General features: G+C 71.8%; 18 protein-coding genes. 4 read left to right on the forward strand and 14 right to left on the reverse strand.

Annotation, left to right across the window (positions count from 1 at the left end; all coding sequences use genetic code 11):
* Positions 1-7: 7 nt before the first annotated feature.
* From ACIREE_RS03345 to ACIREE_RS03365, 5 genes are read right to left on the reverse strand one after another with little or no spacing between them, the layout of a single operon-like run.
* Positions 8-943: a 3,4-dihydroxyphenylacetate 2,3-dioxygenase gene (locus ACIREE_RS03345; RefSeq protein WP_404145482.1), complete on the reverse strand. Its 936-nt coding sequence runs from the start codon at positions 941-943 to the stop codon at positions 8-10.
* Positions 936-2,399, reverse strand: a complete 1,464-nt coding sequence (locus ACIREE_RS03350) for an aldehyde dehydrogenase (protein ID WP_404145485.1) — start codon at positions 2,397-2,399, stop codon at positions 936-938. The genes ACIREE_RS03345 and ACIREE_RS03350 overlap by 8 nt, the downstream gene beginning before the upstream one ends.
* 40 nt (positions 2,400-2,439) lie before the next feature.
* A complete protein-coding gene (locus tag ACIREE_RS03355) occupies positions 2,440-3,246 on the reverse strand; it encodes an acetoacetate decarboxylase family protein (protein WP_404145488.1) in 807 nt (268 codons plus the stop codon).
* A 9-nt stretch (positions 3,247-3,255) separates the two neighbouring features.
* The gene (locus ACIREE_RS03360; protein ID WP_404145490.1) at positions 3,256-4,488 is read right to left on the reverse strand and encodes an NAD(P)/FAD-dependent oxidoreductase; all 1,233 of its coding nucleotides are present in this window, start codon (positions 4,486-4,488) and stop codon (positions 3,256-3,258) included.
* The gene (locus ACIREE_RS03365) at positions 4,485-4,679 is read right to left on the reverse strand and encodes a ferredoxin (RefSeq protein WP_404145493.1); all 195 of its coding nucleotides are present in this window, start codon (positions 4,677-4,679) and stop codon (positions 4,485-4,487) included. Before ACIREE_RS03365 ends, ACIREE_RS03360 begins: the two co-directional genes overlap by 4 nt.
* A 241-nt stretch (positions 4,680-4,920) precedes the next feature.
* Between ACIREE_RS03365 and ACIREE_RS03370 the strand changes: the two genes are divergently transcribed.
* Positions 4,921-6,642 (forward strand): PP2C family protein-serine/threonine phosphatase, encoded by a 1,722-nt coding sequence (locus ACIREE_RS03370; RefSeq protein WP_404145496.1) that lies wholly within the window; start codon positions 4,921-4,923, stop codon positions 6,640-6,642.
* A 9-nt stretch (positions 6,643-6,651) separates the two neighbouring features.
* Here ACIREE_RS03370 and ACIREE_RS03375 read toward each other — a convergent pair whose 3' ends face one another.
* From ACIREE_RS03375 to ACIREE_RS03390, 4 genes are all read right to left on the reverse strand, one after another.
* Positions 6,652-7,050 (reverse strand): VOC family protein, encoded by a 399-nt coding sequence (locus ACIREE_RS03375; protein WP_404145500.1) that lies wholly within the window; start codon positions 7,048-7,050, stop codon positions 6,652-6,654.
* Positions 7,051-7,077: 27 nt separating this feature from the next.
* Positions 7,078-7,359: a hypothetical protein gene (locus tag ACIREE_RS03380; protein WP_404145503.1), complete on the reverse strand. Its 282-nt coding sequence runs from the start codon at positions 7,357-7,359 to the stop codon at positions 7,078-7,080.
* Positions 7,360-7,419: 60 nt separating this feature from the next.
* Positions 7,420-7,680, reverse strand: coding sequence for a WhiB family transcriptional regulator (locus ACIREE_RS03385; RefSeq protein WP_404145506.1), 261 nt, complete (start codon positions 7,678-7,680; stop codon positions 7,420-7,422).
* Between the two features lie 79 nt (positions 7,681-7,759).
* Positions 7,760-8,371 carry an isochorismatase family cysteine hydrolase gene (locus tag ACIREE_RS03390; RefSeq protein WP_404145509.1) on the reverse strand — a complete coding sequence of 204 codons (612 nt, stop codon included), beginning with the start codon at positions 8,369-8,371 and terminating at the stop codon, positions 7,760-7,762.
* Positions 8,372-8,687: 316 nt separating this feature from the next.
* Between ACIREE_RS03390 and ACIREE_RS03395 the strand changes: the two genes are divergently transcribed.
* From ACIREE_RS03395 to ACIREE_RS03405, 3 genes are read left to right on the forward strand one after another with little or no spacing between them, the layout of a single operon-like run.
* Positions 8,688-11,066, forward strand: a complete 2,379-nt coding sequence (locus ACIREE_RS03395) for a phosphoketolase (RefSeq protein WP_404145511.1) — start codon at positions 8,688-8,690, stop codon at positions 11,064-11,066.
* Positions 11,054-11,590 (forward strand): DUF6328 family protein, encoded by a 537-nt coding sequence (locus tag ACIREE_RS03400; RefSeq protein ID WP_404145513.1) that lies wholly within the window; start codon positions 11,054-11,056, stop codon positions 11,588-11,590. The genes ACIREE_RS03395 and ACIREE_RS03400 overlap by 13 nt, the downstream gene beginning before the upstream one ends.
* A 46-nt stretch (positions 11,591-11,636) precedes the next feature.
* Entirely contained in the window at positions 11,637-12,017 is a 381-nt protein-coding gene (locus ACIREE_RS03405; protein ID WP_404145515.1) for a hypothetical protein, read from the forward strand.
* A gap of 1 nt (position 12,018) precedes the next feature.
* Here ACIREE_RS03405 and nrfD read toward each other — a convergent pair whose 3' ends face one another.
* The 5 genes from nrfD to ACIREE_RS03430 form a co-directional block, all read right to left on the reverse strand.
* On the reverse strand, positions 12,019-12,975 hold the full coding sequence (nrfD, locus tag ACIREE_RS03410) for an NrfD/PsrC family molybdoenzyme membrane anchor subunit (protein ID WP_404145518.1): 957 nt from the start codon (positions 12,973-12,975) through the stop codon (positions 12,019-12,021).
* Positions 12,972-13,844, reverse strand: coding sequence for a 4Fe-4S dicluster domain-containing protein (locus tag ACIREE_RS03415; protein WP_404145521.1), 873 nt, complete (start codon positions 13,842-13,844; stop codon positions 12,972-12,974). Before ACIREE_RS03415 ends, nrfD begins: the two co-directional genes overlap by 4 nt.
* Positions 13,841-17,086: a formate dehydrogenase gene (gene fdh, locus ACIREE_RS03420; protein ID WP_404145524.1), complete on the reverse strand. Its 3,246-nt coding sequence runs from the start codon at positions 17,084-17,086 to the stop codon at positions 13,841-13,843. The genes ACIREE_RS03415 and fdh overlap by 4 nt, the downstream gene beginning before the upstream one ends.
* A 23-nt stretch (positions 17,087-17,109) precedes the next feature.
* On the reverse strand, positions 17,110-17,337 hold the full coding sequence (locus ACIREE_RS03425) for a hypothetical protein (RefSeq protein ID WP_404145527.1): 228 nt from the start codon (positions 17,335-17,337) through the stop codon (positions 17,110-17,112).
* A 109-nt stretch (positions 17,338-17,446) separates the two neighbouring features.
* Positions 17,447-19,489, reverse strand: a complete 2,043-nt coding sequence (locus tag ACIREE_RS03430; RefSeq protein ID WP_404145529.1) for an ATP-binding protein — start codon at positions 19,487-19,489, stop codon at positions 17,447-17,449.
* Between the last annotated feature and the right edge of the window lie 237 nt (positions 19,490-19,726).

Consider the following 19,726-nt stretch of genomic DNA (forward strand, 5'->3'; position numbering starts at 1 on the left):
AACCTCCCTAGGTGCGGCTGTGCGGGGTTCGGGGGGCGGCGAGCGCGGGCGGTCCTGTGCCGGTCCAGCCGTGCGCCGGCCGGTCGAACCACAGATGGACCTGACCGGTGCCGATGGAGTTCTCGTAGGCGCCGTACTGGCGGGCCTTCGCGACGCACGCCTGCTCGCCGAGCGCCCCGGCCATCATCAGGTAGTGGGAGAATTTCGCCTCGGGCCGGTGCTTTCCGAACTCGTCCATACCGTCCAGGACCTTGTCGTGGCGGCCCTCCTTGAACCAGGCGATGCGCTCGCGGTCGGCCGCGCGTGCCTCGGGGGTGAAGATGTGCACCGGGTCGCCCGCCTCGTGGGCGCGCAGCTCGCGCAGCGGCCAGAAGGTGTGCGAGAGGGCGCCGGAGGCGATCAGGAGCACTCTGCGTCCGGGGGTCGCGGCGATGCCGTCGGCCAGCGCGCGGCCGAGCCGCAGATGGTCCTCCATGTCGCCGGTCTGGCAGACGCCGATGGTCACCCACCGCTTGTCGGGCAGGCCCTCGCCGAGGAACTTCCACAGGTTGGTCGTGGCGTAGTAGATCGGCAGGTACGGGTCGTCGATCGCGGTGATCCAGGTGTCGCGCCGGTCGGCGAACGAGCAGATGTTCAGGGCGAGTTCGGGGTCGCCGGCGAAGTCGTAGGGCATCCGGCACATGCCGCGCGGCAGTTCCTCGGAGGTGAACAGGCCGGCCCGGCGGGGCTGCGCGGTGACCACGAATTCGACGGTGGTGGCCCAGTGGGAGTCCAGGACGACCACGGTGTCGTAGGCGTCGCTCTCGAAGACGTCGTCGCGCAGCTGCCGCAGGCCGGTGACGAGGGTGCTCTCCTTGCCCTCGTTGAGTTCGAGGCGGTCGGCCTCGGGCAGCACGATGGTGGGGACGTGGGCGAGCAGGCCCGCCCCGACGGTCTCACCCATGGTCCTGCCATCCCTTCGGCGCGGTGACGGTGGTCTTCAGGTCGCAGTAGAAGTCGAAGCTCCAGGTGCCGCCCTCGCGGCCGATGCCGGAGTGGCGGGACCCCCCGAAGGGGGCGCGGAGGTCGCGGACGTAGAAGCAGTTGACCCAGACGGTGCCCGCCACCAGCTGCGCGGTGACGCGCCGGGCTCGCTCGGGGTCCCCGGTAGCGAGGGTGGCGGCCAGACCGAAGCGGGTGTCGTTCGCCAGGCGCACCGCCTCGGGCTCGTCCGCGAACGTCTGCAGGGTCAGCACCGGGCCGAAGACCTCCTCCTGGACGATCTCGGAGTCCTGGGCGACATCGGTGAGGAGGGTGGGGGCGTAGTACCGGTCGCCGTGGCGGTGACCGCCGACGGCCGCTCGGGCGCCGGTCGCGAGGGCGCGCCGCACGAAGCCGTCGATCCGGGCCAGTTGGCGGGGGTGGATGGTGGGGCCGATGTCGGTGGTCGCGTCCCGCGGGTCGCCCTGCCGTAGCCGCGCCGCCTTCTCGGTCAGGCGGCGGGTGAACTCCTCGGCGACCGTCTCCTCGACCAGGATGCGGGTGGCGGCGAGGCAGACCTGCCCGGCGTTGTCGTACTGCTCCACGGCCAGCTCGGCGGCGAGGCCCAGGTCGGCGTCGGCGAAGACCAACAGGGGTGATTTTCCCCCGAGTTCGAGGCTGAGCGGAGTGAGGTGGGCGGCGGCCGAGACAGCGACCTGCCTGCCGGTCCGCACCGAGCCGGTGAAGCTGATCCGGCGTACGTCCGGATGCCCGGTGAGGGCGTCGCCGATCTCGGCCCCGTGGCCCTGGACGACGTTGAGGACGCCGGGCGGCAGGCCGGCCTCCGCGGTGATGTCGGCGAGCAGCGACGCGGTGAGGGGGGTCCATTCGGCCGGCTTCAGCACCACTGTGTCGCCTGCCGCGAGAGCCGGGGCGACCTTCCATGTGGCCAGCAGCAGCGGCGCGTTCCATGGGGTGATCAGTACGCAGGGGCCGGCCGGGTCCCAGCTGACATGGTGGGTGTGGCCGCGCGTCTCGAAGTCCTCGTGCTCAAGGTGCAGCAGCCGGTCGGCGAAGAAGCGGAAGTTGTGGGCGACCCTGGGCATGACGCCCCGGCGGTGGGAGCGCAGCAGGGCTCCGTTGTCGGTGGTCTCCACCAGGGACAGTTCCTCCGCGCGCTTGTCCACGCCGTCGGCGATGGCGCGCAGGATGCGGGCGCGTTCGGTGCGTGGGGTGGCGGCCCAGCCGGGAAAGGCCTCCTTGGCGGCGGCGACGGCCGCCGCGGCCTCCACGGGGGTGCCGCGGGCCATCTCGCCGAGGGCGGCGCCGTCGATGGGTGAGACGTCGGTGAAGGTCCGGGCGGAGGCGATCCGTCGGCCGCCGATCCAGTGCCTGGTGTCGACGGCGACTCCGGCGACGGTGGTGGTGTGTCCGCTCATTGCTCGAACTCCCGGTGGAATCGGTCTACTTGATGAGAGCTCACTCGGCGCCCGAGGTTCCCGACTCCAGGAGGCGGCCCCCGTCCCACACCACGCCGACCTGCCGGTAGTAGGCGGCGATCGGCTCCCGGATCTCAAGGCGGGCCAGTTCCTCGGTGGGTGCCTCGAACAGCTCCAGGTCGGCGTCGCCGGTCCAGGCCTGTCCGCCCTCGAAGGAGGCGGCCCCGGACTCGATCAGCTCGTCGAGCGCCAGGCCCCTGCCCTTCTCGACCGAGGGCAGCCAGCGGTGGTGGGCCATGGGGTGGGCGTTGACAAGACCGTTGCTCTCCGACGGTTCGCGCAGGGTCACGACGGCCTGGGCCAGGCGCCGGTCGGCGGCGGCGAGGGTGGCGCCGAAGCGGGCGCCGGGCCCGATGCGCGGGGCGGGACCGTAGGGATGCGGGCGGGTCTGGTGGATGGAGCCCAGCTTCTTCGGATACCCCTGATGGAGTCCGCGGGCGATCGCGAAGTCCTTGTCCACCCAGATGTGGACGCAGCGCGTGTACGTCCGGCCCCGGTACGTGCAACGAACCACCGCGAACGCCTCCTTGTACTGGGCGCGCACCGGGTCGAGGAGTTCCTGACCCGATGCGGAGCAGGACTGCCAGTCGGCCCAGATCAGCGCGACGGCGCCCGGATCCTCCCCGGCGAGCCGCAGCGGCTCGGGCAGCAACTCGCGGACCCGGGCCGGGTCGGTGCGGTACTCGACGGTGAGCAGGTCGCCGGAGTAGCGCCACGGCGGGGCGGGGATGAGCGACGAGGCCCCCGTCGCCGTCTTGGGGTGGAAGTATCCGCGGACACCGGTCACAGGGATTCCTCAGGGTCGAACGGGCCGGGCGGGTCGAGCGGCCTGGGCGGGGCGTTCGAGCAGTTCGGCGCGGTAGCGGGCGGCGGCGGCCATCACGGACCGGCCGCCGAGGGCGACGACGCCGACGAGCCGGCCGCCCCGGTGGTAGCCGGCGAGGACGTCCCCGTCGAGGTCCCCGTACAGGACGCGCACGTCGTCCTTGCCGAGGACGGGGGCGCCGAAGGACTGCAGGCGGAAGTCGTGCTGGTCGCTCCAGAACGTGGGCAGCGGCGCGAACGGGGCGAGCCCCGCGTCGGTGCCGGTGAGGTGTGCGGTGAGCACCTTGGCGGCGTGCTTGGCGGTGTCCGTGGGGATGGACCAGTGTTCGACGCGGCGCGGGACGTCGTCGTAGCGGGCGTTGGGGAAGCGGGCGACATCGCCTACGGCGATCACGTCCGGGCGGCCGCCGGCCCGCAGGTGCTCGTCCGTGCGGACGCCGTCGGCGAGGTCGAGACCGTTGCCGTCGAGCCACTCGGTGTTGGCCAGGGATCCGACCGACTCCACCACGACGTCCGCGGCGATGGCCGTGCCGTCGGCCAGGACCGCGCCGGTGACCCGGCCGCGGCCCTCGAAGGCGGTCACTCCGGTGCCGAGGGCGAACCGCACGCCTCGCCGTTCATGGCGGTCGAGCAGCACCGTCGCGAGGAGTTCGCCCAGCGGCGCGATCATGGGCAGCGGCAGCGGGTCGACGACCGTGACCTCGGCGGCGCCGAGTGCCAGCGCGGTCGAGGCCACCTCGCAGCCGATGAACCCGGCGCCGACCACGACCACCCGCACGCCCGGCCGGGTCAGCGCCGCCCGCAGTCCTTGCGCGTCGGTGAGCGTACGGACGGTGTGCCGCCCGGCGACCGGCCCCGGGCAGGGCAGCCGCCGTGGTCGCATACCGGTGGCCACGACCAGACCTTCGTACGGCAGGACGCGCCCGTCGTCGAGCTCGACGACCCGCCGGTCGAGGTCCGCCCCGACGACCCGGGTGCCCAGGCACCACCGCACGTCCGAGACGCTGGCGCGCGGCTGGAAGGCGAGCGACTCGAAGGGGGCGTTGCCCGCCAGCACTTCCTTGGAGAGCGGTGGCCGACTGTAGGGCATGTGCGGTTCGTCCCCGACGAGGACGACCGGCCCGCCCCAGCCGGCCGCGCGCAACTGCTCGGCGGCGCGCAGCCCCGCCATGGACGCGCCTGCCACGACGACCGGTGCGCTCACGGCTCGGCCGCTATCCGGATGGCCTGGAGCGGGCAGACGTCGGCGGCTTCCTCGACGTCGTCGGAGAGCGCGTCGTCGGGGTCCGGGACGTAGACCAGGTGTCCGGCGTCGTCGAAGCCGAAGACGTCGGGCGCGGCGAAGACGCACTGGCCGTGGTCCTGGCACTTGTTCCTGTCGACGACGACCTTCATGGCCGGCCCTCCTGTGCTGTCCGTATCCGGGCAAACGCATTTCGTTTGGCCTCAAACAACATAGGAAGCGACCGGACCCCGGTCAATAGCCCGGGTCGGCAGTCGACGGCCACGGCCCGGCCGCCCGTCCTCCGCCACATGGCGGAGGTCGACTGGCCTGCGGGGCGCGTCGCGCCGATCGTGTTCGAGACCGCCTCCGCCCACGTGAGAAGGCGCTGCCCGTACAGAAGGTCCTACGCACATGGACGAAGCCGCTTCCAGACGCGAAGCGCGCTCACGCTTGGAACTCCACGCGATCCGCGAGCTGCTGGAAGCGCAGCGGCGGCGCATCCAGGCGTACACCGACCTCCGGCGGCCTCCCTCGCGAGAGCCCGCCGCTGCCCCTTCCCCGTGGCCGGCCCCGTCGGCGTCCTCGGGGCAGGATGTGCTCAACGCCCTGCCGATGGCGGCCCTGTTGGTCACTCCGCTGCTCGGCGAGGACGGCACGGTCCGCGACGCCCTGTACGTCAGTCAGAACGCGGCGGCCCAGGCGTACGGTGCCAGTCGTCTCCCCGAGGCCTCCCTGCCGCGATGGTCCGACCCCGTGTCCCTCTTCGAACGCTTCCCCGCACTCGCCGAAACGGCTGTCCCCGCCATGCTGGCCCGCGCGTTCCGCGACCGCACACCGCAGGGCCCCGCGACAGTGGAATGGCTGGTCCGCACCGTGTCGGGCCCGGTGCGGCTGAACGACGAGGTGCGGGTGGCCCCGTGCGGCGAACACCTGCTCCTCACCTGGGAACGCGGACACCGCACGCGGATGACCGCCGCCGCCCAGAAACTGATGCGGACCGGCTGGGCGGAGTGGAACCTCGGCGATCTCCACGTCGAGCTCTCCCACGGATTCCAGGATGTGCTCGGCCTCCCGGCGAGCAGGACGGCACCGACCCTCTTCGACCTGGCCGCCTCCGTCACGTCGGACAGCCTGCCCAGCCTCTACCGGACGCTGTACGACGTCATCCTGCGCAAGCGGAAGGCAACGTGCGAACTCCGCCTCGACGGCACCGGGGAGCGGGTGTTCCTGATGGCCGCCGAGCCCGTGCGCATCGCTCCGGGAAGCCTGGTCTGGGCGGTGCGCGCGGTGCTCGTCGACATCACCGCCGACCGGCGGCGCCGCGAGACGACCGCGTGTGCCGAGCGCGAGGCCCGTCGTCAGCTCGAACGCGCGGAAGCCGTCACGGAGGTCGCCGACGTGCTGCGCGAGGCGGTCCTCCCCCACTTCCAGGACGAGCTCGCCGCGTTCGGTCTCGACGCGGCCGCCGTGTACCGCCCCGACGCGCGCGAGGCCGGCGTCGGCGGCGACTGGTACAAGGCCCGCAAGCTGCCCGACGGAAGGGCACTCATCGCTCTGGGCGACGCGCGCGGCCACGGCCTGGAGGCGGCCACGCTCATGGCCAAACTGCGCTACGCGCTGGCCGGCCTGGCCTACACCGAGCAGCCCGTGGAGCGGCTGACGCACTGGCTCAACGAGGTGGCCTGCGCGGACGGCACCGAATCGACCGCGACGGCGATCGTCGCCCGGTACCACCCGGAACAGGCTCTGCTGCGCTGGACGTGCGCCGGTCATCCGCGCCCGGTCCTGCTGCGGGACGGCCTCGCCGGGCAACTGCCCGATCCCGTCGACGGTCCGGGACTGACGCTCGGCGTTCTGCCCGACAGCACGTACACCGCCGCGACCGCCAACCTCCAGGTGGGCGACATCGTGCTGATGTACTCGGACGGGCTGACCGAACGGCGCGGCTCCGACCCCGACCGGGACACCCGGCGGTTCCTCACCGCCGCCGAGCGGTGCCTGGCCGAAGCGCCGCCCGCCACCGGTCACGACGCCCTCCAGGACTACGCCGAGCGGCTCGTCGCGCGGCTGGACGGGCCGCACCGCGAGGACGACGCCACACTGCTGGCGCTGCGCCGGATCGCCAAGGACTGACAGGTCAGGTCAGTCGCGGGCCGGTGGACCGCCGCTCGGCGCCCGACTCAGGTCGACGACGCAGAAGATGTTGCCGTCCGGATCGGCGAGGACGACGAAATCCGGGTCCGGCGGATAGAGGTCCCACGCGACGGCTCGCGCGCCGAGCCCGACCAGCCGCTGCACCTCCGCCCGTTGTTCCTCTGTCGTGTCGGTGAAGAGGTCCAGGTGAAGGCGGGGGTGCGGCTCGGCCGGCGACGCACTGCGCATCAGGCCGAGAACGTGACCGGACCCGTCGGCATGGTCGAGGGTCCGCCACGTGTCGCTCGCCCACTCCTCGGTGGGGACCAGCTCCAGCGCCTTGGTCCAGAAGGCCACTGCGCGGTGCATGTCCGTGACACCGATGACGGGGAATCCGAGTCTCAGCATGCGAGGAGCCTAGAGACCTCGCGCGGGCTACTGCGCGTCGGGCTGTGAGGAGTCCAGGGCATCGTTGCGTGTCTCATAGATGGCTGTCACCTGCACCAACTGCTCGTCGCTCAGCCCCGAGAGGAGACTCTTGTCGGTGAGCAGCTCCTGCCGCTCGGCGAGCAACTGCTCGTGTCGCCCGGCGTCGGGGGCGGCGGCGCGTCCGTGCTGCTGGATCCGGGTCTCGTAGCGCGCCAGCAGACTGTCCAACGCGCTCTCGGCGCGTGTGAGGGGCGCCGGGAGTTCAACGGCGTCGTGAGCTTCGTTCATGAGGTCCATCATCACTGGTGGAGGCGGTGCGTGACGGGGCGCCCGGGGTTTCTCGGCGCGTCATCGGGCACCTGCTTCCTGGCGGGCCCTGCGGCGCAACGTCCGGAGCATCTTGGCCCGTTCGGTCTCCGAGGTGCCGCCCCACACGCCGGCCGTCTGCCCTGTCTCCAGGGCCCACTCCAGGCACGAATCCATCACGGGGCACCGGTGGCACACCGCCTTCGCGTCATGGATGTCCTGCAGAGCGGGCCCGCTGCCGCCCACCGGGAAGAACAGCTCCGGGTCCTCCCACACGCACGCGGCCCTGTCCAGCCACTCCATTTCCGTCTCACCTCACTCGTATCGGAAGCAACGCGAGTACCCACGACGCAGCCATCAACCGCCCACCGGGGCAGAACTTTCAACTCGGAGTGCCACGACGGCGACCGGGCTCTCCGGTGAAGGTGACGTCCTGGCCCGCGACGATCCGCGCGCCCATGTTCCTGCGCATCATCTCCAGGGCCGCTTCGGCCAGTTGGGGGTGGATGTGCGCGACGGCGTCGGAGACCACGCTCACGTCCAGGTGCCGGATGTGGGCGTCCAGCGCCGAGTACAGCACGCACTGTTCGGTGACCTGGCCGCACAGGATCACATGACGGACGCCCAGCTCCCAGAGCAGGTACGTCAGGGGCGTCTCGTAGAAGATCGAGTGCCGGGCCTTCACGACGAACAGTGCCTCCGAGTCGGGCCTGACCGGTTCCACCAGCTCCGCGTGCGGGCCGGCCAGCGCAGCTTCGACGAGTTCTCCGTGGTGGGAGCGCCACTGCCCGAAGTTGTCGTTCACGTAGATCACGGGGGCCCGGCTGTCGCGCGCCGCGCGGAGCAGGTCGGCCACGACCGGCACGATCTTCCGGGCCGAGGGCAGGAGCGCGTCGGCGTCCTGGTGGTCGTACGTGTTGACCATGTCGATGACGATCAGGGCGCTCGGGCTCTCCTCCACGCTCCCCCTGACGGGTCGATCCTCCGGAGGCATGACATCGCCTTCTTTCCACTGTGCAAGGGCCCTACCAGGCTGGTCACACGTGCGACCGTCCCGCCACAGGACCACCCGTGACGGCAGCCGCGCCGGGTACCCCGGGCAGGCCCGGGCGATGCACGAGGGTGCGCAGCACATGCGTGGGCAATCGGCGCAGGTCACGATGGGAGGAGACGGAGGAACAGGGTGAATGCCGCCGACTTGTGTGGGAACGCGTGGAGGGGCGGGCTTCCTGCCGTGGTGGAGCATCCGTACAGGACTCGCCCACAGCACCCGTCCGACGACGCCCGCCGACACGGTTCTGGAGCATTCGATGACTACGGCCGACCGAGACGCCCCGGTACTCACCGCCGACGAACTGCGCGAGGTGGACGCCCACTGGCGCGCGGCGAACTACCTCGCCGTCGGCCAGATCTACCTGATGTCCAACGCGCTGCTGCGTGAGCCGCTCCGCCCGGAGCACGTGAAACCGCGGCTGCTCGGGCACTGGGGCACCTCTCCCGGGCTGAACCTCGTCTACACGCACCTGAACCGGGTGATCAAGCAGCGGGAGCTGGAGGCCCTGTGCGTGTGGGGCCCCGGCCACGGCGGACCCGCCGTCCTCGCCAACGCCTGGCTGGAGGGCAGCTACAGCGACATCTACCCGGACGTGGGGCGCGACGAGACGGGCATGACCCGGCTGTTCAAGCAGTTCTCCTTCCCGGGCGGCGTACCCAGCCACGTAGCGCCCGAGGTCCCCGGCTCCATCCACGAGGGCGGCGAGCTCGGCTACTCCCTCGCCCACGCGTACGGTGCGGCCTTCGACCACCCGAACCTGCTCGTCACCTGCGTGGTCGGCGACGGCGAGGCGGAGACGGGCCCGCTGGCCGCGTCCTGGCACTCGGGCAGGTTCCTCGATCCCGTGCACGACGGCGCCGTGCTGCCGATCCTGCATCTCAACGGATACAAGATCGCCAATCCGACCGTGCTCGCCCGGATGCCGCAGGACGAGCTCGACGCCCTGCTGCGCGGCTACGGCCACCTCCCGCTCTACGTCGAGGGCGACGATCCGGCCCAGGTGCATCAGGACATGGCGCGCACCCTCGACCAGGCGCTTGACCTCATCACCGACCACCAGCGGGCGGCCAGGACGGGCGAGGCGACCACACCCGTCCGCTGGCCGATGATCGTGCTGCGCACCCCCAAGGGGTGGACCGGCCCGGCCGACGTCGACGGGCTGCCGGTGGAGAACACCTGGCGCGCCCATCAGGTCCCTCTCCCCGAGGTCCGCGAGAACCCCGAGCACCTCGCCCAGTTGGAGCGCTGGCTGCGCTCGTACCGGCCGGACGAGCTCTTCGGCGACGACGGCCGCCCCAGCGACGCGGTGCTGGCCTGCGTGCCGCACGGCACCCGGCGGCTGGGCTCCACCTCGTACGCCAACGGCGGGCTGCGCCTGCGGTCCCTGCCGCTGCCGCCCCTGGAGGACTTCGCCGTACCGGTCGACAAGCCGGGCGCCACGCTCCACTCCCCCACCCAGCTCCTCGGCGACTTCCTCGCGCGCCTCATGACGGACACGGCAGGCGAGCGCAACTTCCGTCTCGTCGGCCCGGACGAGACGGCCTCCAACAAACTGGGGGCCGTCTACGAAGCCAGCGGCAAGGCCTGGCAGGAGCGCACTCTGCCCGTCGACGAGGACCTCGACCCGCACGGCCGCGTGATGGAAGTGCTCTCCGAGCACCTGTGCCAGGGCTGGCTCGAGGGCTATCTGCTCACCGGCCGGCACGGCCTGTTCTCCTGCTACGAAGCCTTCGTCCACATCGTCGACTCGATGGTCAACCAGCACATCAAGTGGCTGAAGACGGCGGGCGAGCTGACCTGGCGCGCGCCCGTGGCGTCGCTCAACTACCTGCTCACCTCGCACGTCTGGCGCCAGGACCACAACGGTTTCTCGCACCAGGACCCCGGCTTCGTCGACCATGTCCTCAACAAGAGCCCGCACATCGTCCGGGTGTACCTGCCGCCGGACGCCAACACGCTGCTGACCGTGGCCGACACCGCCCTGCGCAGCCGCGACCACGTCAACGTCATCGTGGCGGGCAAGAACCCCGGCCCCGACTGGCTCTCGCTCGACCAGGCCCGCGCCCACTGCGCGCGCGGCGCCGGAGTGTGGGACTGGGCCGGCACGGAGCGCGGCGACGGGCCCGACGTGGTCCTCGCCTGCGCCGGTGACGTCCCCACCCAGGAGATCCTGGCCGCGGCCGCGCTGCTGCGCGAGCACCTGCCGGAGCTCGCCGTGCGGGTCGTGAACGTCGTCGACATGACCACGCTCCTGCCGGCCGAGGAGGATTCCAACGGCATGAGCGACGCCGAGTACGACGGCCTGTTCACCTCCGACAAGCCGGTCATCTTCGGCTATCACGGCTATCCGTGGCTCATCCACCGCCTTACCTATCGGCGGGCAGGACACGACAATCTCCACGTGCGCGGCTACAAGGAGTCCGGCACCACGACCACGCCGTTCGACATGGTCGTCCGCAACGACCTCGACAGGTTCCGCCTGGTCATGGACGTCATCGACCGGGTCCCCGGGCTCGGTGTCCGGGCGGCCGCGACCCGGCAGCGCATGGCGGACGCCCGCACCCGGCACCACCGCTGGATCCGCGAGCACGGCACGGACCTGCCCGAGGTCGTGGAGTGGCAGTGGACGAACTGAACGACCGCCGGTCGTCCGGCCCCCGACGGGGCCGGACGGAGACGGTCGAGGAGAAGGCCGACCGGCAGTGGGCGGAGCTCATCCAGGAGCTGCGCGTCGCCCTGACCGGTGTGCAGATCCTCTTCGGCTTCCTGCTCACGGTGGTGTTCACCCCGCGGTTCGCGGAGCTCTCCGACGCCAACCGCACCATCTACATCGTCACCGTCGTCCTCGGGTCCGCCGCGACGGGTGCCCTGATCGGGCCGGTCGCCTTCCACCGGCAGGTGTCCGGCCGGAGGATCAAACCGCAGGCGGTGATGTGGGCCTCCCGGCTCACCTTCGTGGGCCTGGTGCTGCTGCTGTGCACGCTGACCTCGGCGCTGTTCCTGATCCTGCGCGTCGCGACGCACGACTCGGTCGCCCCGGCCATCGTCGCGGGGGTCCTCGCCTGGTACCTGCTGTGCTGGTTCGTCCTCCCCGCCTGGGCGCGCAAGCGGCACACCGAAGAGACTCCGCACCCGTCCGACGACAACGACCCGCAATGACCGATCGATCCAAACCGTACGATCCAGCCCCCACAAGGGAGACCCCATGAGCAGCGCAGCCGAAGACAGGCCCCTCGTCACCGTGACGCTGAGCAACTGCACGGCCCGGGACGCCCGTACCGTCCTCGCCCATCTCACCGCGAGGTTCCCCGACCGGGCGCCCGCCCAGGACTCGTCCGGCTCCTCCGGCACGCCTCCCACGGTATGGACGGCGGAACTCGACGTGCAGGCCGGCACATCCGCGTCCGGGCCCGGGGCCGGGAACGGTGAGGCGCTCGAAGGGCCCGTCTCCGGCACCGCTCAGGGAGCGCCCCACGATGTCGTCACCGTCCGCGAGGCGCTCGCCCGCGCGTTCGGCTTCGAGGACGCGGGGTCGGTCTCCGGTGACCAGGAACAGGAGAGCCAGTTCCGGCTCGCCCCGCGGTGACTCATCGCGCCTGCTCCTCCAGGCGTTCGCGCTGCGGGCCCACGGTGTACCGCGGGTCCTCGGCCGAGGCGACGCCCGCGGCGAACACCCCGAAGCGGGTGCACGCCGAGCCCGCGAGCAGTGCGAGGCCCGAGGCGATCGCGGCCGGCCGGCTGCGGCCCAGGACGGCCGCGCCGGCGGCGCCGGCGAGCGTGAGCGCCTGCGCGGTGCGAAGGAGCGTGCCCGCCCTGCCCTCCCGGTACGTCTCGGCGACCGGGCCGAGCCGTCGCTGGGCCGCCTTCATGGCCACGGTGTCGGCGAGCGCGGCGAGTCCGGCCGCGCGGCGGGCGGGCGTGTTCTCGTGGACGGGAGCGACGACGAGAGCCATGCCCGCGGCGGCCGCCGTCGCCGAGGCCGTGAAGAGGTAGGGCAGTTCGCGGTGGACCCCGTGCCATCCGGGCACCGCCGTGTCGGCCGCGAGGACGGCGGTGTACGCGGCGACCACGGGGCCGAGGACGGCGGCCGTTCCGGTGGCCAGGGCGCCCGTCCTGGGCAGCCGGCCGGTGACGGCACAGACCGCGGCCGCTCCCGCGGCGGGGCCGTAGGCGCTCAGCAGCCAGGTGCCCATGCTCATCGGTGAGGTGGGCTTGAAGACCCTGAGCATGTTCGCGAAGCGGGCCGGGCGGCCGAGGTCGTGAATGAGGGCCGCGGCCGAGAGCGAGACGGCGGCGAGCGAGGAGACCTTGAGCGCCGTCTCCGTCCGCGTGCGGCCCGTGTACTGGGCCGACGCGGCGAAGACGGAGCCCGCCCCGGCGAGCCCGCCGAGGAAGAAGTATCCGGCGATGTCGCGCGCAGCCCACGAGGGCGGTTTGATCACCGGGCGGCCGTAGTACGAGTCGAACTCGGCCTTGGGCACCATCAGTTGCTCACCGCGGCGGCCGCGCCGCCGCGCACCCGTCGAGCGGTCCTGGGCCGTCATCGCCGCCCCCTGCCCGCCGCCGCGAAGGACACCGCGACACCGGCGAGGAGCGCCAGCGCTGCGCCGCCCGCGTGTTTCCACATGGCCGGCAGATCGCGGGTGGTGACGACGGGGTCCGGGGGCAGCCCGTACACCTCGGGCCGGTCCAGGAGCAGGAAGAACGCCCCGTCGCCGCCCACGCCGTCCTCGGGATCGTGTCCGTACAGGCGGGCCCCGGCCACCCCCGCGTCGTGCAGGTCGTCGACGCGCAGCGCCGCTCTCTCGCGCAGTTCGTCGAGCGGTCCGAACTGGATGGACTCCGTCGGGCACGCCTTGGCGCACGCGGGTTCCTGGCCCGCGCCCAGCCGGTCGTAGCACATGGTGCACTTGAAGACGCGGCCGTCCGTGGGGCGCTGCTCGATGACGCCGTAGGGGCAGGCCGGGACGCAGTACCCGCAGCCGTTGCAGATGTCGTCCTGGACCACCACGGTCCCGAACTCGGTGCGGAACAGCGCGCCCGTCGGGCACACGTCCAGGCACGCGGCATGGGTGCAGTGCTTGCAGACGTCGGAGGACATCAGCCAGCGCATCTCCGAGCCGGGCGCCGCGCCACCGGACTCGCCGTCGATCAGGGGCAGTTGGGTGCGTCCGTCGGCCGTCGGAGCGGGCGTGGGGGCGGGCGCGGGCGCGGGCGCGGGCGCCGGCTGTTCGATGAAGGCGACGTGCCGCCAGGTGGACGCCCCGAGCGCCTGCGTGTTGTCGTACGACATGCCGCTCAGGGACAGCCCGTCCTCGGGAAGGGCGTTCCACTCCTTGCAGGCCACTTCGCAGGCCTTGCATCCGATGCACACGGACGTGTCGGTGAAGAACCCGACCCTCTCCTCGCTCATGTACGGGTCTCCGTCCCGGTGGTGTCGGTGATGCCCGCACGGCGTCGGTAGTCGGCCACGAGCCGCGGCAGTTCGGGTCCGCGGGGGCGGCGGCCGGGCCGGATGTCGGCGGTGAGCGCCTTGTCCTCCTGGATGTGCGCGTTGGGGTCGAGGGTGATGGCGACGAGTTCGTTGGCGGCGTCGCCGGTGGCCACACCGTTGGGTCCCCAGTGGAAGGGCAGGCCGATCTGGTGGACGGTACGGCCCTGCACCGTCAGGGTCTTGATGCGGTCCGTCACCATGACGCGCGCCTCGATGGCACTGCGCGCGGTGACGATGGTGGCCCATCCGCCGTGTTCGAGGCCGCGCTCGGCGGCGAGCTGCGGCGAGAGCTCGCAGAACAACTCCGGCTGCAGCTCGGACAGGTACGGCGACCAGCGGCTCATGCCGCCGGCCGTGAAGTGCTCGGTCAGCCGGTGGGTGGTGACGATGTACGGGTAGACGTCCGCGCCGGGGTCGTTGCCGCTGGGGTGGTAGCGGTTCCCCTCGCGGGACATCACCTGCCGCACCGGGGAGCGCGAGGTGCGGGGGTACAGCGCGTTGGTGAACGGCGAGTCCTGCGGCTCGTAGTGCGTGGGCAGGGGGCCGTCCTCCAGGCCCGCGGGCGCGTACAGCCACGCTTTTCCGTCGGCCTGCATGATGAACGGGTCGTCGCCGCGCAGCGCGTCAGGGCCGCTCGCGTCGTCGTCGGGCACGTGGTCGGGGGCCCGGTCGGGCACGAAGTCCGCGATGTCGTGGCCCGTCCAGCGGCCGGCGTCCGGGTCCCACCAGAGGTAGGCCTTGCGTGCGCTCCACGGGGTGCCGTCGGGGGCGGCGGAGGCCCGGTTGTAGAGGATGCGGCGGTTGGCGGGCCAGGCCCAGGCCCACTCGGCGGCCACCCAGTCCTGCTCCTGCTGCGGTCTCTTGCGGGCCGCCTGGTTGATGCCGTCGGCGTACACCCCGCAGTAGATCCAGCATCCGCAGCGGGTCGAACCGTCGTCCTTCAGCTCGGTGTAGGCGGAGAGCGGTTTCCCGTCGGGGCCATGGCCGTTGATCTCGGCGAGCACGGCGGCGGCGACGGGCTCGTCCAGCGGGCCCTCGACGGGATAGTCCCAGGTGAGGTCCAGGATCGGCCGGTCCATCGGGGCCTCGGAGCCGGCCAGCTTCTCTTTGATGCGGCGGCCCAGGTGGTACGTGAACCACAGGTCGCTCCGGGCCTCGCCCGCGGGTTCGACAGCCGCGTGGTGCCACTGGATCCAGCGGTTGGTGTTGGTGAAGGACCCGGACTTCTCCGTGTGAGCCGCCGCCGGAAAGAAGAAGACTTCCGTGCCGATGTCCTCGGTGCGCAGCTCTCCGCTCTCGATCTCCGGGCCGTCCTGCCACCAGGTGGCCGACTCGATGAGCGAGAAGTCGCGTACGACGAGCCACTCCAGCTGGGCCATGCCCATGCGCTGCAAGCGGGTGTTGGCCGAACCGACCGCGGGGTTCTCCCCCATCAGGAAGTAGCCCTTGCACTCCCCGTCGAGCTGCGCCATCACCGTCTCGTACGTGGCGTGCGACCCGGTGAGGCGTGGCAGGTGGTCGAAGCAGAAGTCGTTGTCCTCGCGCGCGGCATCGCCGTAATAGGCCTTCAGCAGGCTGACGAAGTAGGACCGCATCTCGGCCCAGAAGCCCTTCTCGGTGCGGGAGGCCTTGATGAAGCTTTCGAGGTCCATGTGCTGGTGGGCGTGGGGCATCGGCAGATAGCCCGGCAGCAGGTTGAAGAGGGTCGGGATGTCGCTGGACCCCTGGATGGAGGCGTGGCCGCGCAGCGCCTGGATGCCGCCGCCGGGGCGCCCGATGTTGCCCAGCAGGAGCTGCAGGATGCTTGCGGCCCGGATGTACTGCGAGCCGGTGGAGTGCTGCGTCCACCCGACCGCGTACACGAAGCAACTGGTGCGCTCGCGGCCTGAGTTGGACGTCAGCGCGTCGCACACGCGCAGGAACGTCTCGCGCGGCACGCCGCACACGTCCTCGACCGTCTCCGGCGTGTAACGGGCGAAGTGCCGCTTGAGGACCTGGTACACGCAGCGCGGATGCTTCAGCGTCGGATCGCTGGGCGCGGAGGGGGTGGTGCGGGCTCCTCCCGACCCGTGGGTCTCGGAGCGGCCCGCCTCGCTGACGCGGTCCTCGTACTGCTCGTCGACCTCGCCGGTCGGCTGCTGCACCTGCGCGCCCTCGTACTGCCAGGTGTGCTGGTCGTAGTGGCGCTTCTCCTCGTCCAGACCGGAGAAGACACCGTCGAGGTCCTCGGAGTCGCGGAAGTCCTCGCTCACCAGCGTCGCGGCGTTCGTGTAGTGCAGGACGTACTCGCGGAAGTCCTTCTCCTCGGTCAGGACGTGGTTGATGATCCCGCCGATGAAGGCGATGTCGCTGCCCGCCCGCAGCGGGACGTGGAGATCGGCGAGCGCGCTCGTGCGCGTGTACCGGGGGTCCACATGGATGACGGTCGCGCCGCGGGCCTTCGCCTCCATCACCCACTGGAAGCCCACGGGGTGCGCCTCGGCGTAGTTCGAGCCCTGGATGACGATGCAGTCGGAGTGCTGCTGGTCCTGCATGAAAGTGGTGGCGCCGCCTCGGCCGAACGAGGTACCGAGACCGGCGACGGTGGAGCTGTGACACACCCGTGCCTGGTTCTCCACCTGGACCATGCCCAGACCGGTGAACAACTTCTTGATCAGGTAGTTCTCTTCGTTGTCGAGCGTGGCTCCGCCCAGGCTCGCGATGCCCATGGTGCGGGCCGTGCGCACGCCGTCCCGCTCCCATTCCCAGGTGGCGCGGCGGGTCGCGACGACCCGGTCGGCCACCATGTCCATGGCCGTGTCGAGGTCGAGCGTCTCCCAGTCGGTGCCGTGGGGGCGCCGGTAGAGCACCTGGTGGTGACGGGCGGGTCCCGTGGTCAGCTGCAGCGTCGCCGAGCCCTTCGGGCAGAGCCGGCCGCGGCTGATCGGGGAGGCGGGGTCGCCCTCGATCTGCACGACCTTGTCGTCCTTGACGTACACCTGCTGGCCGCACCCGACGGCGCAGTACGGGCAGATGGACTGCGTCACCCGTTCCGCGGTGTCGGTACGCGGCCGCAGCTCGGCCGTCTGCCGCGACTTGGCGGCGCTCCCCCGGCCGAGTCGGTCGTCCCCCGTCAGCTGCCGGTAGACCGGCCAGCCGCGGAATCGGTCGGTGACGCCCATGGAACTCCTTGGCGGGAAGGGATTCAGGCCGGTGACTCGTCGGGGTCGGGGTGCTCGGGGTGCACGGTGTCCGACCCGTGGTCGCCGCGCCGCCGCGTGCCCGCCTCGTCCGTGTCGGGAACATCATCCATGCGGTCCACCTGCTCGGCGGGGTCGGCGGTCGGGTCCTCCCCGTCGGCCTGCTGATCAGGCATGTCCCTGGGGATGGGAGCCCCGTCCTCACCAGGGCCTGCACGTCGGTGATCGGTCACAGCAACCTCCATTCTTCGCCAGTCGGCACGGCTGCGCACACGCAGCCGCGGACGCGCACTGGGTACCTGGCTGCGTGGAGACGAAACGTGCCGGGCGATCCCGGCGCCTTCAGAGGGCCGGTGGTCCGTCCAGTACGACGGCGAGGCCCTGTTCGGCGTCGTCGTGGAGGGCGGCGTGGAAAGCCTTGTCGTAGGCGACGTCGCCGGCCGCCGAGCGGGCCTGGTGCTCCCACCGGTCCCGTACCTCGGAGAGCTCGGGCGTGCCGTGGTTCGGGTGGCCGAGCCTGCGCCAGTAGGTGTTTCCGGTGCCCGAGGTGCGGGCGGCCCCGATTCCGTCGCCCTGCGCCGCGTTGGCTCCCGTGAGGAGGTCCAGGGCGAGGGCGATGCCGAGGTTGTCCCGGAGGTTGTGCTTGCTGATGAGCATCGCCCGCGCGTGGTGCTCGGCGTCGTGGGGGCGCCCTTGGAGCAGGTCGATGTAGGCGAGCTGGTGGAACGCGTACGAGCGGGCCCAGTGCTCGCCGTACTGGAGGCTGAGACGGCGCAGGCCGGTGGCCGCCTCGTAGGCCTCGGACAGGCGGCCCAGCGCCGAGTGGGCGAACGTGCGGATCACCATGCAGCACAACTGCGGTGCGCCCGCGGGGGGCGAGGTGCTGTGGGTGACCAGGGCGTGGTCGCTCACGTCGTACGCGTCCTGGGGCCGGCCGGCCATGAGATGGGTCAGTCCCTGGGTGTGGGCGGCGAAGAGCGCGGATGCCGGTGTACCGTCCCGGCGCGCGGCGGCGGCGCACTCCTCTCCGACGCGCAGGGCTGCCGGGTGGTCGCCCTGGAGCGTGAGCGTGATGCCCAGGGCCCAGAGCGCGCGGGTGCGGGAGGGGCCTTCGGGCGTGTCCAGGGCGAGGACGCGTTCGAGGTAGTCGCGGGATTCGTGGAGGTGCCCGCAGCAGGGCCAGAACAGGCCTGTCCGTCCGGCCATGTCGACGGCGGCCCCGGGGTCCTCGGCGATGAGGTGATCGAGTGCGGCGCGTACGTCGGTGTGGCTGTCGGAGACCCTGGCGTACCAGACGACCTGCTGGTCACTGAGCCACTCGGCCTCCGCCTCGGCCAGGAGGGCGGCGAAGTGCGTGGCGTGGAGCCTGGCGAGCGACTGCTCCTCGCCGAGTTCCGCGAGCCACATGGCGCCGTACTCGCGCAGGGTGTCGAGCATCCGGTAGCGGGTGCCCGTCCGCTGGAGGACGGATTGGTCGGCGAGCCGTTCGAGGAGGCGGGGGATGTCGGCGGCGCCGAGCGGGCCGCCCGCGCAGACGGACTGCGCGTCCGCCGCCTCCACGGGGCCGCGGAAGACGGAGAGCCTGGCCCACAGCAGGCGTTCGAGGGGCGAGCACAGCTCGTGGCTCCAGCCGATCGCGGTGCGCAGGGCCCGGTGGCGCTTGGGCCAGACCGTCTCGTCGACGAGGGTGTCGAGCCGTGAGCCCAGACGCTCGGCGACCTCGGTGAGGCTGTTGTTCCTCAGTTGCGCGCAGGCGAGTTCGAGTGCGAGCGGGATTCCTTCCAGGCGGCGGCAGATGGCGGAGACGGTCTCGGGGGCGCCCGGCGCGTCGAGGGACAGTCCGGGGGCGGCCGTCGAGCAGCGCTCCTCGAAAAGGCGCAGCGCGTCCGCGTTGCCACCGTCGTCGTCCGTGGAGAGCGGGGCCACTTGGACGCACCGTTCGCCGTGGACGGTGAGGGGCTTCCTGCTGGTGGCGAGCGCGGTCAACCGGGGTGCTGCCGTGAGCAGTTCACCCACCAGACGCCGGCAGGCGGGCAGCAGGCGCTCGCAGCAGTCGAAGACGAGCAGGACCTGCCGGCCGCTCAGCCACTCGCACAGCGCGTCGACGGGATCCCGCGGATTGTGGTCAAGAAGACCGACGGCGTCGCAGACCGTGGCGGTCAAGAGCCGGTCGTCGTAGAGGTGGGACAGGTCCACCCACCAGACCCCGTCGGCGTACGCGCCCCGCGCCCGCTCGGCTGCGCGCAGGGCCAGGCGGCTCTTGCCGACACCGCCGCCACCGGTGAGGGTGACCAGTCGGTGCTGGGTCAACGCCGTTGCGATGACGCCCAGTTCGCTGCCGCGGCCCACGAAGCTGGTCGTCGTGACTGGAAGGTTGCCTACCACGGTCCCATCCTGCCGTGCCGCAGCACGCAGCCCGACCCCCCTGCGAGAACCGGCCACAAACGATCGACTTTGGCAACTGATCGAGCATGCCCGATCGGTCGGTCTTCTGCCTGCTGCGGTGACGCCCCGGCCCGGCGGACCCCGCCCGCCCCCCCCGCGGGGCCCCAGCCCGCGCGGGGGGGGCGGGGGGGGGGGGGCGGGGGGGGGCGGCCGCACCAGGAACCCAAAGGGCCGGGG

The sequence above is a fragment of the Streptomyces sp. NPDC102467 genome, assembly GCF_044765445.1.
Lineage (GTDB): Bacteria > Actinomycetota > Actinomycetes > Streptomycetales > Streptomycetaceae > Streptomyces.